Origin of the sequence: Isoptericola hypogeus (assembly GCF_039531145.1) — a bacterium.
GTDB lineage: Bacteria > Actinomycetota > Actinomycetes > Actinomycetales > Cellulomonadaceae > Isoptericola > Isoptericola hypogeus.
Window position 1 is genome coordinate 140,792 of the sequence record NZ_BAAAPM010000004.1, and the last position, 15,250, is coordinate 156,041.

The following is a 15,250-nucleotide window of genomic DNA, read 5'->3' on the forward strand; positions in this document are numbered from 1 at the left end:
GCGGGGTATTCCGCCCGAGACCCGCAGGACCGGGACGTCAGACCGCGAGCCCCAGCAGGTCGCCGTCGATCGACGCGGCCGCCAGCTGACCGGCCGCCATCGCCGCGGTTACCGAGGCGAGCGGCATCGGGAAGTCGCCGGTGTGCGCGAGGTCCCCGGCGGCGAAGACGCCCGGGAGGCTGGTCCGACCGAACGCGTCGACCGCGACGCAGCCCGACTCGCGCACCTCCAGGCCGAGCTGCGCGGCGAACGGCGCCGCCTGGTGCAGCGTCGGCGCGACCATGAGCCCGCCCAGCGGGAGCGTCTCGCCGCCGTCGAGCGTGGCGACCAGGCCGGGGCGGCCGCCGTCGAGCACGTGCCGCTCGACCCTCGTCACCCGCCCGCCGCGCACCTCCACCCCGCGGGCGTCGAGGGCCGCGCGCACCGGCGGGTCGAGCTGGTCGCCGTCGGCCAGCACGACGAGGCGGCTCGCGATGCGCTCCATGAGGCCCGCGACCCGCGCGACGTGCGGCGCCGCGCCGAGGATGCCTACCGGCGTGCCCGCGAACTCGTGCCCGTGGCAATACGGGCAGTGCGCCGCCACCGTGCCGAACAGGTCCGCGAGGCCGGGCGTCGCCGGCAGCTCGTCGCGCACCCCCGTGGCGAGCAGCAGCCGGCGCGCGGTGACCTCGCCCGCGTCGGTCCGCACGACGAAGCCGCCGTCGGGCCGGGCGGCGGCCTCGTGCGCCGTCGTGCGACGGACCGTCACCGTGTCGTACGCGGCGAGGGTGCGGTGCGCGGCGGCGCGGAGCTCTGCGGGCGGCGTGCCGTCGAAGCCGAGCACGTTGTGCACGGCGTCGGTCGGGTCGTTGCGGTAGACGCCGGAGTCCAGCAGGACGACGTCGCGGTGCGTGCGGCCGAGCGTGAGCGCGGCCTGCAGGCCGGCCGGGCCGCCGCCGACGACGATCGCGTCGTGCATGGTCGGGTCGCTCAGGGTCATGTCGGTCATGGGGGGCTCCTCACGGTGGGGTTGCGTGCTGAGACCACCCTGTGACTTCATGTTGACATGAAGTCAAGCGGAACGCCGCAGGCGACGGCGCGGACGTGGAGCGTCGGCGAGCTCGCCGACCGGTTCGGCCTCGAGACGCACGTGCTGCGGTACTGGGAGGAGGTCGGCCTGCTCGCGCCGGAGCGCGACGGCGCCGGCCGCCGCCGCTACGGGCCCGACGACGTGGTGCGGGTCGCGACGATCCTCAGCTCGAAGGTCGCGGGCATGAGCCTCGAGCAGATCCAGGTGCTGCTCGAGGCGGGGGCGTCGGGGCGCGGCGCGCGAGACAGGCACGAGGTGCTCACCGCCCACCTGGCCGAGCTCGACCGCCGGCAGGAGGAGATCGACCGCTCCCGGCACATGACCGAGCACGCCCTGTCGTGCCGCGCCCACGACATCGCCACCTGCCCCCGCTTCCGCGAGCACGTGGCCGACCTCGTCGACGGCACCCGCACCTGGCGCGACATCCACCCGGCGAAGATGCTGCGCGATTCGCGCAACTAGATGCTTGATCTGCGCAGAAAACTGGAGCATGCTGGCCGGGTCCGATCACACGGTCGGCGTCGACGGGGACGCCGCCATCGGTCCAAGGAAGGACTGTCGTGGATCTCCAACTGTTGCTCGCACTGCTGCTCGGCATCGCCACGATCATCGTGGTGGTGCTCCGCACCCGGCTGGACGCCTTCGTCGCCCTGATCCTCGCCTCCGTCGTGACGGGGGCGGTGGCGGGCCAGCCGCTGCTCGACACCGTCACGTCCATCACCACCGGCTTCGGCGACACGCTCGCCTCGATCGGCATCGTCATCGGCCTGGGCGTCGGGATCGGCAAGGTTCTCGAGGTGTCCGGCGCCGCCGACGCCCTGGCGCGCGCGTTCCTGCGCGTGTTCGGCAAGGGTCGCGAGGAGTGGGCCATGGCCAGCGTCGGCAGCCTGGTCTCCATCCCGGTGTTCTGCGACTCCGGCTACGTCATCATGAACCCGCTCGCGCGGTCGATCGCCCGGGTGAAGCGCGGTGGCTACGTCGCCCTGGCCCTCGCCCTCGGCTGCGGGATGACGCTCACCCACCACATGGTCCCGCCGACGCCCGGCCCTCTCGCCGTCTCCGGGTTGCTCGGCGCCGACCTCGGGCTGGTCATCCTCACCGGGCTCGTCTTCAGCGTCATCCTGCTGCCCGTCGTGGTCGTCTACGCGAAGTGGGTCGGGCCGCAGCTCGAGGACCGGGTCGTCCCCGCGGTCCGCGAGGCCGTCTACGGGCGCACGGCAGTCCTCGCCGGCAGCGGCGGGCCCGGCCGCAGCGCCGGCGCGGGCTCCGACCTGGCGGCGACCGACCTCGACGAGGGGCCCCGGGCCGACGAGCCCGCCCGAGTCCCGGAGCCGGGGAGCGCCCTCGGCGAGCCGCCGGCGGGCCAGCCGCCGCACAAGGTCGGCGCCCTCCTGGGGTCCCTGCCCCTGCTCGTCCCCCTGCTGCTCATCATCGCGAACACCGTCACCGCCGCGATCGACCGCAACCAGCAGGGCGTGCTCAGCGGCGACTACGAGGTCTCCTCGTGGACCGTCCCCATGGCGTTCCTCGGCAACCCGGTGATCGCCCTGGTCATCGGCATGCTGCTCGCGGTCTACGTGCTGCTCCCGCGGTGGACGCCGCGCAACACCGTCCACACGTGGCTCGCCGACGCGGCGTCCTCGGCGGGTCTCATCCTGCTCATCACCGGTGCGGGCGGCGGGTTCGGCCTGGTGCTGCGCGACTCCGGGGTGGGCGACGCCCTCGCCGCGGCCATCGCGTCCATCAACCTCCCGGCGTTCCTGGTGCCGTTCCTCATCGCCACGCTGGTGCGCATCGCGCAGGGTTCCGGCACGGTCGCGATGATCACGGCCGCCTCGGTCACCGTCCCGCTGCTGGAGCCGCTGGGCCTCGACCCGCTCCTGGCCGCCATGGCCTGCACCGCCGGGTCGATGGTGTTCAGCTACTTCAACGACTCCTACTTCTGGGTCGTCACGCGGTTCACCGGGCTGGAGGGCACGTCGGCGCTGCGGGCGTGGTCGGGGATCACCACCGCCGTGTGGCTGGGCTCCCTGCCGCTGCTGTTCATCCTGAGCCTGGTCGTCGGCTGACGGTGGCCGACATCCTCGTCGTCGCCGACGACCTGACCGGAGCCAACGCGAGCGCGGCGGGGTTCGCCCGCGCCGGCTGGCGGGCCGTGACGGTCAGCCGCTCCGAGCACTGGGAGGCCGTCGCCGAGTTCCACGGCCGCTTCGACGCGCTCGTGGCCACGACCGACACGCGGCACGCGCCCGCGGCCGAGGCGGCCGACGTCGCGGCGCGCGTGGTGCGAGCCGGGTGGCCGGTGCGGCTGGTGAGCTCGCGCATCGACACGACGCTGCGCGGCAACGTCGGGCCGGCCACCGAGGCCGTGCTGGCGACCGCGGGCGAGCTGTCCGGGCGACGCGTCGTCGGCCTGTGCCTGCCCGCCCACCCGGAGGCGGGCCGGCACACGGTCGAGGGCAACCAGCTGCTCGACGGCGTGCGCCTCGAGGAGACGGAGCTCGCGCGCGACGTCCGCTCGCCGGTGCGCTCGTCGTCCGTCGCCGAGGTGCTGACCCGCGGGACGGGCCTCACGACGACGCTGGTGCCGCTCTCGGTGGTCACGGGCGACGCCCTCGCCCTCGAGGCCGCCGTGCGAGCCGCCGTCGCCTCCGGTGCCGACGTCGTCATCGGGGACGCGCTCACCACGGACCACCTGACCCGGGTGGCGCGGGCCGCCGCGGCGGTGGCCGCGTCCGAGCCCGACCTCGTGTGGGCCGGGATCGACCCCGGTCCCGGCTCGCTCGCCCTCGCGAGGGCGCTGCTGCCCCGGCCGGGCGCGGCGGTCGCGCCGCTGCTCGCCGTCAGCGGTTCGGCCACGGACCTGACCCGCACGCAGCTGCAGCGGCTGCAGCACGAGCGCGACGTCGCCGTGGTCCGTCCCGCCGGGGGGCGCGTGCCGGACGTCGACGCCACCGCCGGCCGCCTCGTCGACGCGATCCGGTCGGCGGCGTCGGGCAGCACCGTGCTGCTGGCGACCGTGCTCACGGCGCAGGACGTCCACGCCCTGAGCCCCGAGGAGTCGGCGGGGCTGTCCGACGCGCTGGGGCGGATCGTCCGCCGCGCGCTCGAGGCGTGCGCCGTCGACGGCCTGTACACCACGGGCGGCGACGTCACGGCGGCCGTCCTGGCGGCGCTCGGCGGGCGCGGGATCGCCGTCGAGGACGAGGTGGTGCCGCTCGCCGTCGCCGGCGAGGTGGTGGGCGGCCCGTGGGACGGGCTGCCCATCACCACCAAGGGAGGTCTCGTCGGCGGTCCGGCGGCGGCCGTCCAGTGCCTCGACCATCTCGCGGCTGCCGCGGCGCAGCGTGCCCGCTGGGTTCGGACCGCGATGCCGCGAGAGAAGATCTGACGACCATGCAAGGAGAGAACCCATGACCCGTCCCGTGCTCGCGCTCACCGTCGGCGACCCCGTCGGCATCGGCCCCGAGATCACCCTCGCGACGCTCGCCGACCAGGCGGGCGCCGCGGACCACCACGGCATCGCCGTCGGCGACCTCGCCGCGCTCGAGCGCGCGCGCACCGCGCTCGGGGTCGACGTCGAGCTCCGGGCGGTGAGCTCCTGGGACGTCCCGCCGGCGGGAGCGGGCGTGGTCGACGTCTTCGACATCGGCGTGCTCGGCGGCGACGTCCCCGACTGGGGCGCGGTCGACGCGCGCGCCGGGCGCGCGGCCGTCGTCGCTATCGAGACCGCGACGCAGGCCGCGCTCGACGGCGCGGTCAGCGGCATCGTGACGGGCCCCGTCAACAAGGAGGCCATCTGGGCCGCCGGCAGCGAGCACCTCGGGCACACGGAGATGCTGGGCGCGCTCACGGGCGTCACGAAGCAGGACACCATGTTCGTGGTCCGCAACACCCACCAGCCGGGGCACCACCTGCGGATCTTCTTCGCCACCCGGCACCTGTCGCTGCGCAAGGCCCTCGACAAGATCACCCGCGAGACGCAGCTCGACTCCATCCGGCGCGCCGCCGAGGCGCTCGAGGTGTTCGGAGTGTCGGCGGCCCGGCTCGCGGTCGCGGCGATCAACCCGCACGGCGGGGAGAACGGCGCCTTCGGCGACGAGGAGATCGAGCACCTCGCGCCCGCCGTCGAGGACGCCCGGAGGCTCGGGCTCGACGTCTCCGGGCCGATCCCGGCCGACTCGGTGTTCCACCATGGCCTGACCGGCCGCTACGACGGGATCCTGTCCCAGTACCACGACCAGGGGCACATCGCGGCCAAGACGTTCGACTTCGACGGCACGATCTCCGTGACGGTCGGCCTGCCGATCCTGCGCACCTCGGTCGACCACGGGACGGCGTTCGACATCGCAGGTCAGGGCAAGGCCGACCCCGGCACGATGCGCTCTGCCTACCTCGCGGCCGTCGAGTACTCTCCGTTCGTCGACGGGATCCGTGCCGCCTACCGGCCGGGGACGGGCAAGGCCTGACCGTCGGTGAGCTGTCGTCGGAGGGGGCGTCGGTGACGGAGCCGGGATCGTTGAGGCGCAGCACGCTGGCACGGCACGACGAGCTCCTCTCGCTCGTGCGAGCCGGCGTCACACGGGTCGACGCGCTCGCCGGCGCGCTGGACGTCTCCGAGTCAACGGTGCGGCGCGACCTGGCGCGCCTCGGGCACGAGGGCCTGCTCACCCGCACCTACGGCGGGGCGGTCACGGAGTCCGCCTTCCACGAGCCGGCGCTGGCCGAGCGGATGCACGTGCACCTGGCGGCGAAGCGGACCATCGGCCGCTTCGCCGCGGAGCTCGTCCCCGACGCCGGGACGATCTTCCTCGACGCCGGCTCGACGACGGCCCAGCTCGCGGAGCAGCTCCACGGCCGGTCCGGCCGTGGTCCTCTGACGGTGCTGACCCGGGGCCTGGAGACCGCCCTGGCGCTGGCCGGATCGCCCGGGCTCGACGTGGTGACGATCGGCGGCAGCGTCACCACCAAGAGCCACGGGCTCGTCGGGCCGCTGGCGACGACGGCCCTCGAGCGTTTCATGGCCGACGTCGCGTTCCTCGGGGTCGACGCCGTCGACCCCGTGGACGGCGTCGGGGAGGCCACGGCGCTCGAGGCGCAGGTCAAGGAGGTCGCCTCCCGGCGCGCCCGGCGGACGGTCGTGCTGGCCGACGCCACGAAGCTCGACCGCGGCGCCGTGCCGGCATGGGCGCCGCTGCCCCCGGGGTGGACGCTCGTCACGGACGAGCAGGACGAGGCCGTCCTGCGGCGCTACCGCCGGGCCGGGGTCGACGTGGTGGTGGCCCGATGAGCCGCGAAGAGCACGGTGCCCCGATGAGCACGGTGCCCCGATGAGCAGCGCTGAGGTCGGTGGCCCGACGAGGACGCCGCGCGAGCTGGGCATCGTCGTCGGCGACCTGCCGACGGGCCGGTGGAACGCGCTCACCGACGTCCAGGGGGTCCGGGTCGGCCACACGACGCTGCACGACGGCACCCGCGTCCACACGGGGGTGACCGCCGTGGTGCCGGACCAGCTCGGCCGCGACGCCGGCCGGCGCCCCGCCCTCCCGTGCGGTCTGTGCGTCGGCAACGGGTTCGGCAAGCTCGTCGGTGCCACGCAGCTCGCCGAGCTGGGCGCGATCGAGACGCCGATCGTGCTCACGGCGACCCTGTCGGCCTTCCGAGCCGCGGACGCCCTGGTCACGCACGTGCTCGCCCGGCCCGGGTACGAGGCCGTGCGCACGCTCAACCCGGTCGTGGGGGAGACCAACGACGGCTTCCTGTCCGACGTGCGGGCGCGCCCCGTCACCGAGGCGCACGTGCTCACCGCGCTCGAGGCCGCCGCGAGCGGGCCGGTCGAGCAGGGCAGCGTCGGGGCGGGCACCGGCACGTCGGCGCTGGGGTTCAAGGGCGGGATCGGCACGTCGTCGCGGGTGGTGGAGGTCGCGGGGGTCGCGCGCACCGTCGGCGCGCTGGTGCAGTCGAACTTCTCCGGGACGCTCACGGTGCGGGGCGTGCCGATGCCCGCGGACGAGCTCCGGCCGGGCGTCCCGGAGGCCGCCCCGGTCGAGACCGACGACGGCAACTCCTGCATGATCGTCGTCGCCACGGACGCGCCGCTGGACGCGCGTCGCCTGGAACGCGTGGCGCGGCGCGCGGTGTTCGCGATGGGGCGCGTCGGCGCGGGCTACACGCACGGCAGCGGGGACTACGCGCTCGCGTTCACGACGGCCGACCCGGGCGCCGGGCTCGTCGAGGACGCCGGCCTCGACCCGCTGTTCGCGGCGACCATGGACGCCGTCGAGGAGGCGCTGCTGGCCTCGGTCCTGACGGCCACGACGACGGTCGGGCACCGCGGCACCCGCCACGCCGTGCCCACCGGAGTCCTCCTCGACCGCCTGCGGAGCGCCCGCCCCCGTTGACCGGCGGGCCCGGGTCCGGGAACATCACCGCCAGCACCGGCGACGACCGCCGGCCCGGCGAGAGGACCACCATGACCGACGACGCCCGCGCCCCGCAGGAGGGCGCGCCCGCCGCGCCCGAGACCGGGCCTCGTCGGCCGACCCCCTACGAGCTGGCCGACACGCGGTCGGGGAAGCGGCTCGGCTACGGGTTCGCCGGGCTGGTCGTCGGCATCGTCCTGGTCGTGATCGGCCTGGCGATGCCGGCCGAGAACGAGTACGGGGAAGAGTCGGCGTGGCTCGGATTCCTGATCGGCGGGGGCTTCGTGGGGGTTCTCGGCGCGGCGTCGTTCGGGATGGGCATGTACTACCTCGGCACGCGCGTGGATGCGCTCTACGAGCGGATGGTCGCCGGCGACGACGGCGAGCGCTCCTAGCCCTCCACCGCGGTGGTGCCGTGCGGCAGGCCGACGGGCTTGGACTCCGGCGACCCGCGCTCGCGCAGGTAGATCGCCAGCACGACCATCGCGAGGACGGCGAGCAGCTCGGACTGCCAGTTCTGCAGCGTGCGGTCCCAGAAGTCGGGCATCCCCAGGTACTCGGTCCAGGTCACGGGGTCGTGCCGCTCGCGCAGCTGCTCCTCGTTGTAGGCGACGACGCCGCCGGCCGACTGCGCGAGCCACGAGCCGACGAAGATCGCGCCCATCACCAGGGACAGCGACCGCGAGTACACGCCGAGGCGCCAGCCGCCGGCGCGCGCCCAGGAGGGGGAGTCCGGTCGGGCGTGCTCGCCGACGAGCTGCTCCTCGTCGGACTCGCGCCCCCGCTGCCCGACCTTCTTCGACTCCGGCGACCCGCGCTGCACGAACCAGACGGTGAGCGTGATGAACAGCAGGAACTGCAGGAACTCCGACTGCCAGTTCTCCGTGACGTCCACCCAGAACACGGACGACGTGACGTAGCCGCCCACGCCCAGCGGCTCGAGGCCGGCCGACGCCAGGTCCTCGTCGTGCATCGCCGCGCCCACGAACGCCTGGCCGACGAGGGACGCGAGGAAGAGCACCCCGAAGACCAGGCTGAGGGAGCTCTCGCGCAGCGCCCGGGACGCGCCGCCGCTCACCGGTGCAGTCCCGCGATGACGAAGGTCGTCGCCAGCCCGGCGGCGATCACGGCCAGCGTCACGAGGAAGATCACGAGCGGCGCCCTCACGACTCCACCTCGCAGTCGTAGGGGCGCTCGCCGCGCTCGTCGCACCCGACGGCGGTCACGACCCACGTCGCGCCGGACCGGGCGAGGAACACCGTGTCCGACTCCGTGACGACCTGTGCCTGCCCGCCGGCGCGGTGCACGGCGTCGACGGCGGCACCGGTGGCCCGCTCGGCGAGGACGCCCCCGACGTCGGCGGGGTCGAGCACCGCCTCGGCGCACGGCGCCCCGGCCTCGTGCGCCAGGTCGTCCGCGGCGCCCGGCAGGAGCAGGGCGCACGCGGCCTCGCCGTCGCCGGACTCGACGGCCGCGTAGAACCGCGACACGACGTCGGCGGCCTCGCCGTCGCCGGGCCCGGAGCATCCCGCGGCGGCGACCGCGACGAGCGCCGCGGCCACCGCGGCCCGGTGTGAGCGCCTTCGGAGCACGTCCATGCAGGTCATGCTGCCCGTGCGGAGCGAGCGCGCAACCCGGACGCCCCGGCCCCCGACCGGGTGAACCCGTGGGTGAAGTCCTGGACACGGGTACGCAAGGACCTCGCGGCGGCTCCCTGCCGTGGGGATGCCCGGGGCAACGCGGAAGTCACCCGCCTGGCACCCCATCGGACCGGCGCCGGCGGGCGTCACGAAGGGTGAGGACGCGCCGCGCGCGGCGGCGCGTCGGGGGAAGGAGAGACTGATGCGCGATCGTGGAGCACGGGCCCGGGCCTCCGGGCCGCGACGGGCCGCAGGAGGCGCCGTCGGAACCCTGAGCGCGGTGGCCCTCGTGGCGGCGCTCGCCGCACCGCCGGGAGCGGCGGCACCGGCCGCGGACGTCGCGCCGGCCGCGGAGACCGAGCGTGCGCGGCAGGCGAGCGCCACCCTGGTCACTCTCGTCACCGGCGACCGGGTGCGCGTCACGACGCGCGCCGACGGGTCGCAGGGGCCGGTGCAGATCCTGCCGGCCGAGCGCCCGCACGGCGCGCCCGTCGCGTTCCGCCAGGTCGCCGTCGGCGACTCGCACTACGTGATCCCGACGGACGTGCAGGCCCTCGTGCCGGAGCGGCTCGACCGCGACCTGTTCGACGTCCGGCTCCTGGCCGACGAGGGCCGCACCGGGGCGCTGCCCGTCATCGTGCAGCCCGCGCCTCGGGGCGACGGCGCGACGACCATGCGGGCGCCCGACTGGGCGTCGCTCGGCGTCGACGCGGAGCGCACGCTCGAGTCCATCGGCGCGGTCGCCGGCGACGTCGACGTGTCGACGACGGCCGACGGGCCGGCACCGTCGTGGGCGCTGCTCGACGCGCTCGGCGCGGACGCCGCGGCGCGGCCGCGCGCGTCGTCCGCCGGCGCGCCGATCGCGAAGGTCTGGCTCGACCGGCGGGTGGAGCCGCTCGACGCGGACTCGATGCCGCAGATCGGCGCCCCGCGCGCGTGGGAGGCGGGGCACACGGGCCAGGGCGTGACGGTCGGCGTCGTCGACACGGGCATCGACGCCGCGCACCCGGACCTCGACGAGGGCGTCGTCGCCGCGACGCGTGACTTCACGGGCTCCGGGGCCGGCGACCAGGTGGGGCACGGCACGCACGTCGCGTCGATCGTCGCGGGCTCCGGCGAGGCGTCGGACGGTGCGAACCGGGGGGTCGCGCCCGGCGCACGGCTGCTGGACGCCAAGGTCCTGACGCCCGAGGGGGGCGACACGTCGTGGGTGATCGACGGCATGGAGTGGGCCGCCGAGCAGGGCGCCGACGTGCTCAACCTCTCCCTGGGCGAGCCGGGCCACTACACCGACGGCAGCGACCCGGCGTCGCTCGCCGTCGATGCACTGAGCGAGGAGTACGGGCTGCTCGCGGTCGCCGCCGCGGGCAACGAAGGGCCGGAGCCGGGCACGATCCCCACGCTGGGTACCGCCTCGAGCGCACTCACGGTCGCGGCCGTGGACGACGCCGACCGGGTCGCCGACTTCTCCAGCGTGGGGCCGCGGACGGACGGCGCGCTCAAGCCGGACATCGCCGCGCCCGGCGTCGGGATCGTCGCCGCGCGCGCGGCGGGCACGACCCTCGACGAGCCGGTCGACGACCTGCACGTCGCGGCCAGCGGCACCTCGATGGCGGCGCCGCACGTCGCCGGCGCAGCCGCGGTCGTGGCCTCCGCGCGCCCGGACCTGACCGGGCAGGAGCTCAAGAGCGTGCTCATGGCGTCCGCGCAGCACCCCCGGCCGAACTCGGTCTGGCAGGAGGGCGCCGGGCGGGCGTGGATCCCGGGCGCGCTGGCCCAGACGGTGACGTCGGACCCGCCGTCGCTCTCGTTCGGCATCACGGCCTACCCGCAGGACGAGGCAGAACCGGTGACCGAGACCGTGACCTACCGCAACCCGGGCGACGTCGACCTGGGGCTCGACCTGACCCTCGCGGTGCGGGGCCCGGGGAACGCCGCCGTGCCGGCCGGCACCATGACGGCGTCGGCCACGCACCTGGTGGTGCCGGCCGGCGGCACCGCGAGCGTCGACCTCACGCTCGACGCCGCCCGCGTGCCCCCGGGCGCGTACGGCGGCGCGCTGGTCGCGCGGTCGGCCGAGGGCGACCGGGTGCGCACCGCCGTCGGGTTCGTCAACGAGAGCGAGAAGTACGACCTGACGATCCGCGCCACGGACGTCGACGGGTCCCCGGCGACGTCCGACGACCGGCTGGTGCTCCAGAACGCCGCCGACCCGTTCGACGACCTGTGGCTCGAGCCCGAGTTCTCGGGCGGGGTCGCGACCGTGCGCGTCGACCCGGGCGAGTACTACCTGGCGGGCTTCTTCGAGGCGCGGGACCGCGGCGCGTCCTGGCCGCACTCGGTCACCGCGGTCGCGGACCCGACGATCGAGGTGGCCGGCGACACGACGGTCCGGCTCGACGTCGCGCGCCGGGCCCGGCCGCTGGATGTCACGACCCACCGGGAGACCCACGACGCGGGCAAGGACCTCAGCTTCTACCGGCTCGTCGACGGCGAGTACAACGGCACGGTGGGGGTCACGTACAGCGGCTACTCCGACGACCTCGTGGCCCCGAGCTTCTACGCCCTGCCCACGGAGAAGGTCCGCGGGAACGTGGAGTTCGAGCTGGTCTCCCTCACCCAGCTGCGCCAGCCGGTGCTCGACGTCGAGGTGCGCGACGGGACCGGCAACGTCCCCGCGACCACGGTGCCCGGGTCGGTCCCGGTGGTGGGGAGAGACCGCGTCCGGCTCGTGGACGGGCGGTCGCTGGGCGACGGCGGCACGCCCGACGCCCGGGCACGGGGCCGCTACGTCCTCGTGACGCAGGGGAGCGTGCAGGCGAAGGCCGAGGCGGCCGAGGCGGCCGGCGCGGCGGGGGTGATCGTCCGCAGCAACGGGTTCGGCACGATCCCCGGGTCGGTGTCCGGCGTCGGGATCCCCGTGCTCGCCACCGACCGGGACACCGGCGACGGGATGATCTCCGTCCTGGAGTCCGGCGATCCCGTGCGGCTGTCGGTCCGCGGGCGGGACCAGGCGCGGTACGTCTACGACACGGTGGTCGAGCACGTGGGCCAGGTGCCCGACCGGGACCTGCACACGCACGCCGGGCCGCGGAACCTGGCGCGGCTCGACATGGACTACCGCGCCATGAGCGACGGCGGCCAGGTCCAGGTCACGCCGATCATCGTCCGCGACGGGAGGCAAGGGGTCTTCGGGATCGCCAGCGACCTGGTCGCGCCGACGAATCGCGCCGAGTACGTGACGGCGACCGAGGGCGTCCGCTGGTACCACCAGGTCATGCCGCGGCACACCGGACCGTTCCTGGCCAGCGCCTTCGAGTCCGTGATCCGCGGCTACGAGCCTGGCGACCGGGCGAGCGACGTCTGGCTCGCCCAGGCCCACCACGGCGGGTTCTCGTCGCCGCGCCTCGGCACGTACGACGGCGCGGGGGGAGCCTCGGCCGTGCGGGACTTCGACTCGTTCGCGTTCGAGCTGCCCCTCTGGGTGGACGACGCGGGCCACGCGGTACCGATCGCCCTGCCCAGCGAGGAGCAGGCCCGGGTGCGCATGCGGCTGTGGCAGGACGGGACGAAGGTCCTCGACCGGCCCGACACGTTCGGCTGGCTGTTCGGGCTCCCCGAGGAGCCGACCCGGTACCGGCTGCGGGCCGACGTCGCGCGGTCCACGCCCTGGTGGCAGCTCTCGACACGCGTGGCGACCGAGTGGGCGTTCACGTCGGCGTTCGCGGACGACCGGGTGGTGCTGCCGCTGCTCCAGGTCGACTACGGGCTGTCGCTCGACCGTCGCAACCAGGGTGGTCGCACCGAGAGGCTGAGGCTGTCGGTGTCGCACCAGGAGGGGTCCGCACGGTCGGAGGTGCGCGGCCTGCGGCTGTGGTCGTCGCCCGACGACGGCGCGACCTGGACGCCGGTCGACGTGCGGGAGCGCGTGGGCGGCTTCGCCGCCACCGTGCGCGTGCCGCGCGGCACCGAGCACGTGTCCCTGCGCGCCGAGGCCTGGGACGCGGCGGGCTCGCGCATCAAGGAGACGGTGGTCCGGGCGTACGCCGTGCGCTGACCGCGGCATCCGCGTCGGGCGACGTCGCGGAGGCGGCGGGGGGTACTCAGCCCTTCGCCGCCTTCGCCTCCTTGGCGGCGGCCTTCTGCTCCTTCTTGAACGCCCGCACCTCGGCCAGTGACTCGGCGCTGGTGACGTCGGCGATCGACCGGCGTGAGCCGTCGTCGCCGTAGTGCCCGGCGGCCTCGCGCCACCCGGCCGGCTGCACGCCGCGCTGCTTGCCGAGCAGGGCGAGGAAGATCGACGCCTTCTGCGCGCCGAAGCCCGGCAGGGCGCGCAGCCGCTCCAGCACCTCCGCGCCGGTGGCTGGCCCCTCGGCGCCGGGCATGGTCCACAGGTGGGTGGCGTCGCCGTCGTAGTCGTCGACGATCGCCCGGGCCAGCGCCTGCACCCGGCCCGCCATCGACCGCCCGTACCGGTGGATCGCCGGGGGAGTGGTCGCCAGCGTCACGAACTCGTCCGGGTCGGCGTCGGCGACCGCGCCCGGGTCGATGCTGCCGAGCCGGTCGCGGATCTTGCGGGGCCCCGCGAACGCGTGCTCCATCGGGTACTGCTGGTCGAGCAGCATTCCCACGAGCAGGGCGAACGCGTCGTCGCTGAGGAGCTTGTCCGTCTCGGGGTCGCCGGTGATCCACAGGTCGGTAGCCATGGCCCCATCCTGCACGACGCCCGGCGGGCCCACCGGACCGACGTGGCCGGATAGGTTCGGCACATGGCCCGGACCCCGCACCTCCTCGCTGCCGGTCTCGCCGCGACGCTCACGGCGACCGGCGTGCTGCACCTCGTCCGCCCACGAGTCTTCGAGGGGTTGATCCCCGCCGTCCTCGGCTCCCCGCGTGCCTGGGTCCTCGGCAGCGGGGTCGCGGAGCTCGCGTGCGCGGCGGCGGTCGCGGTGCCCGCCACGCGGCGGGTCGGCGGCGTCGCGACGGCGGCGCTGTTCGTCGCCGTGTTCCCCGGCAACGTGAAGATGGCGCTCGACTCGCACCCGGGTGCCCGTTCGTGGGCGCGGAAGCCGGCCGTCGCGTGGGGCCGGCTCCCGGTGCAGATACCGCTCGTGGCCTGGGCGTGGCAGGTGGCGCGCCGGGCATGAGCCCGTGGGCCGGTCGTCGACGACGCGGCCGCCTTCGTCACGCGCGTCCTGACGCGGGAGCTCGGGTCACCAGGTCGCGCAGCTCCGCGACGACGTCGGGCCAGAGGGGCTCCGGCACCGTGTGGCCCATGCCGGCGTAGGTGCGGAACACGGCGCCGGGGATCTGTCGCGCGGTGTCGCGCCCGCCGGAGACCTTGACGATGGGGTCGTCCTCCCCGGAGATCACCAGGGTCGGGACGCGCACGGTGGACAACGCGGGCAGCCGCACGCCGGAGAACGCCGCGAGCTGTCGCTGGGTGGTGCGGGGGTCGCGGGGAGCCCGGTCGTGACTGACGGCCGCGACCTGGCGTGCCCACTCCTCGGGGAACGGGTGGGCCGGCGACGAGAGCGCCCGCCAGATCGCCACCAGGACGTCGATCGCCTCGTCGCGCGTGGTCGGCTCGCCCAGACGGGACATCTCGCGGAAGATGCCGAACCGTACGTAGGTCAGCTTGCGCAGCGCGCTCGCCGTGCACGGGAGGCCGGTGCAGCTCGTGAGGGAGCGGACCCTGGAAGGGCGCAGCAGGGCCATCGCCTGCGCGAGGCCGGCGCCCATCGAGGTCCCGAGGAGGTGGGCCGAGGTCCAGCCCACGGCGTCCAGCACCGCCTCGACGTCGTCGAGCATGTCCGCGCCCGTGTAGACCGGGGTGGTCCCGCCGAGCAGCGCCCGCCACGGGCTCTGCGTCGAGGGCGACTCGAAGTGAGTGGACAGCCCGGTGTCGCGGTTGTCGAACCGGACGACGGCGAACCCCGCGTCGACCAGCAGCTCGCAGAAGGCGTCCGGGAACCAGACCATCTGGAAGTCCAGCCCCATGATCAGCAGCAGCGGCTCGCCGGACGCGAGGTCGCCGAACGTCTCGTAGGCGATCGTGACGTCGTCGTGGGTGGCGTGGTGGGTCGTCGTGGTCATCGGGAGCGCCTCAGATCTTCTGT

The 15,250-nt window shown here is 75.1% G+C and carries 14 protein-coding genes; 9 read left to right on the forward strand and 5 right to left on the reverse strand.

Features of this window, described 5'->3' with window-relative positions; all coding sequences use genetic code 11:
• Nucleotides 1–37: 37 nt before the first annotated feature.
• A complete protein-coding gene (locus ABD254_RS12000) occupies nucleotides 38–988 on the reverse strand; it encodes an NAD(P)/FAD-dependent oxidoreductase (protein WP_344248651.1) in 951 nt (316 codons plus the stop codon).
• Between the two features lie 57 nt (nucleotides 989–1,045).
• On the opposite strand from ABD254_RS12000, the gene ABD254_RS12005 reads away from it, so the two are divergent.
• From ABD254_RS12005 to ABD254_RS12035, 7 genes are all read left to right on the forward strand, one after another.
• On the forward strand, nucleotides 1,046–1,531 hold the full coding sequence (locus ABD254_RS12005) for a MerR family transcriptional regulator (RefSeq protein WP_344248652.1): 486 nt from the start codon (nucleotides 1,046–1,048) through the stop codon (nucleotides 1,529–1,531).
• 98 nt (nucleotides 1,532–1,629) lie between these two features.
• The gene (locus tag ABD254_RS12010; protein ID WP_344248653.1) at nucleotides 1,630–3,138 is read left to right on the forward strand and encodes a GntP family permease; all 1,509 of its coding nucleotides are present in this window, start codon (nucleotides 1,630–1,632) and stop codon (nucleotides 3,136–3,138) included.
• Nucleotides 3,139–3,140: 2 nt separating this feature from the next.
• Nucleotides 3,141–4,460, forward strand: coding sequence for a four-carbon acid sugar kinase family protein (locus ABD254_RS12015; protein WP_344248654.1), 1,320 nt, complete (start codon nucleotides 3,141–3,143; stop codon nucleotides 4,458–4,460).
• A gap of 22 nt (nucleotides 4,461–4,482) precedes the next feature.
• Nucleotides 4,483–5,538 (forward strand): 4-hydroxythreonine-4-phosphate dehydrogenase PdxA, encoded by a 1,056-nt coding sequence (pdxA, locus tag ABD254_RS12020; protein WP_344248655.1) that lies wholly within the window; start codon nucleotides 4,483–4,485, stop codon nucleotides 5,536–5,538.
• 50 nt (nucleotides 5,539–5,588) lie between these two features.
• A complete protein-coding gene (locus ABD254_RS12025; RefSeq protein WP_344248656.1) occupies nucleotides 5,589–6,359 on the forward strand; it encodes a DeoR/GlpR family DNA-binding transcription regulator in 771 nt (256 codons plus the stop codon).
• Nucleotides 6,360–6,399: 40 nt separating this feature from the next.
• A complete protein-coding gene (locus ABD254_RS12030) occupies nucleotides 6,400–7,470 on the forward strand; it encodes a P1 family peptidase (RefSeq protein WP_344248657.1) in 1,071 nt (356 codons plus the stop codon).
• Nucleotides 7,471–7,541: 71 nt separating this feature from the next.
• The gene (locus tag ABD254_RS12035) at nucleotides 7,542–7,886 is read left to right on the forward strand and encodes a hypothetical protein (protein ID WP_344248658.1); all 345 of its coding nucleotides are present in this window, start codon (nucleotides 7,542–7,544) and stop codon (nucleotides 7,884–7,886) included.
• Here ABD254_RS12035 and ABD254_RS12040 read toward each other — a convergent pair.
• Nucleotides 7,883–8,569, reverse strand: coding sequence for a DUF6766 family protein (locus ABD254_RS12040; protein WP_344248659.1), 687 nt, complete (start codon nucleotides 8,567–8,569; stop codon nucleotides 7,883–7,885). The genes ABD254_RS12035 and ABD254_RS12040 overlap by 4 nt on opposite strands.
• Nucleotides 8,570–8,654: 85 nt before the next feature.
• On the reverse strand, nucleotides 8,655–9,089 hold the full coding sequence (locus tag ABD254_RS12045) for a hypothetical protein (protein ID WP_344248660.1): 435 nt from the start codon (nucleotides 9,087–9,089) through the stop codon (nucleotides 8,655–8,657).
• Between the two features lie 244 nt (nucleotides 9,090–9,333).
• Between ABD254_RS12045 and ABD254_RS12050 the strand changes: the two genes are divergently transcribed.
• Nucleotides 9,334–13,188 carry a S8 family serine peptidase gene (locus ABD254_RS12050; RefSeq protein ID WP_344248661.1) on the forward strand — a complete coding sequence of 1,285 codons (3,855 nt, stop codon included), beginning with the start codon at nucleotides 9,334–9,336 and terminating at the stop codon, nucleotides 13,186–13,188.
• A gap of 46 nt (nucleotides 13,189–13,234) precedes the next feature.
• On the opposite strand, the gene ABD254_RS12055 is transcribed toward ABD254_RS12050, so the two are convergent.
• Nucleotides 13,235–13,837, reverse strand: coding sequence for an HhH-GPD-type base excision DNA repair protein (locus tag ABD254_RS12055; protein WP_344248662.1), 603 nt, complete (start codon nucleotides 13,835–13,837; stop codon nucleotides 13,235–13,237).
• A gap of 63 nt (nucleotides 13,838–13,900) precedes the next feature.
• Here ABD254_RS12055 and ABD254_RS12060 point away from each other — a divergent pair, with 63 nt between their 5' ends.
• A complete protein-coding gene (locus tag ABD254_RS12060) occupies nucleotides 13,901–14,278 on the forward strand; it encodes a DoxX family protein (RefSeq protein ID WP_344248663.1) in 378 nt (125 codons plus the stop codon).
• A 37-nt stretch (nucleotides 14,279–14,315) separates the two neighbouring features.
• Here the strand turns inward: ABD254_RS12060 and ABD254_RS12065 are convergent, their stop codons facing one another.
• Nucleotides 14,316–15,227 carry an alpha/beta fold hydrolase gene (locus ABD254_RS12065; protein WP_344248664.1) on the reverse strand — a complete coding sequence of 304 codons (912 nt, stop codon included), beginning with the start codon at nucleotides 15,225–15,227 and terminating at the stop codon, nucleotides 14,316–14,318.
• Nucleotides 15,228–15,250: the final 23 nt, after the last annotated feature.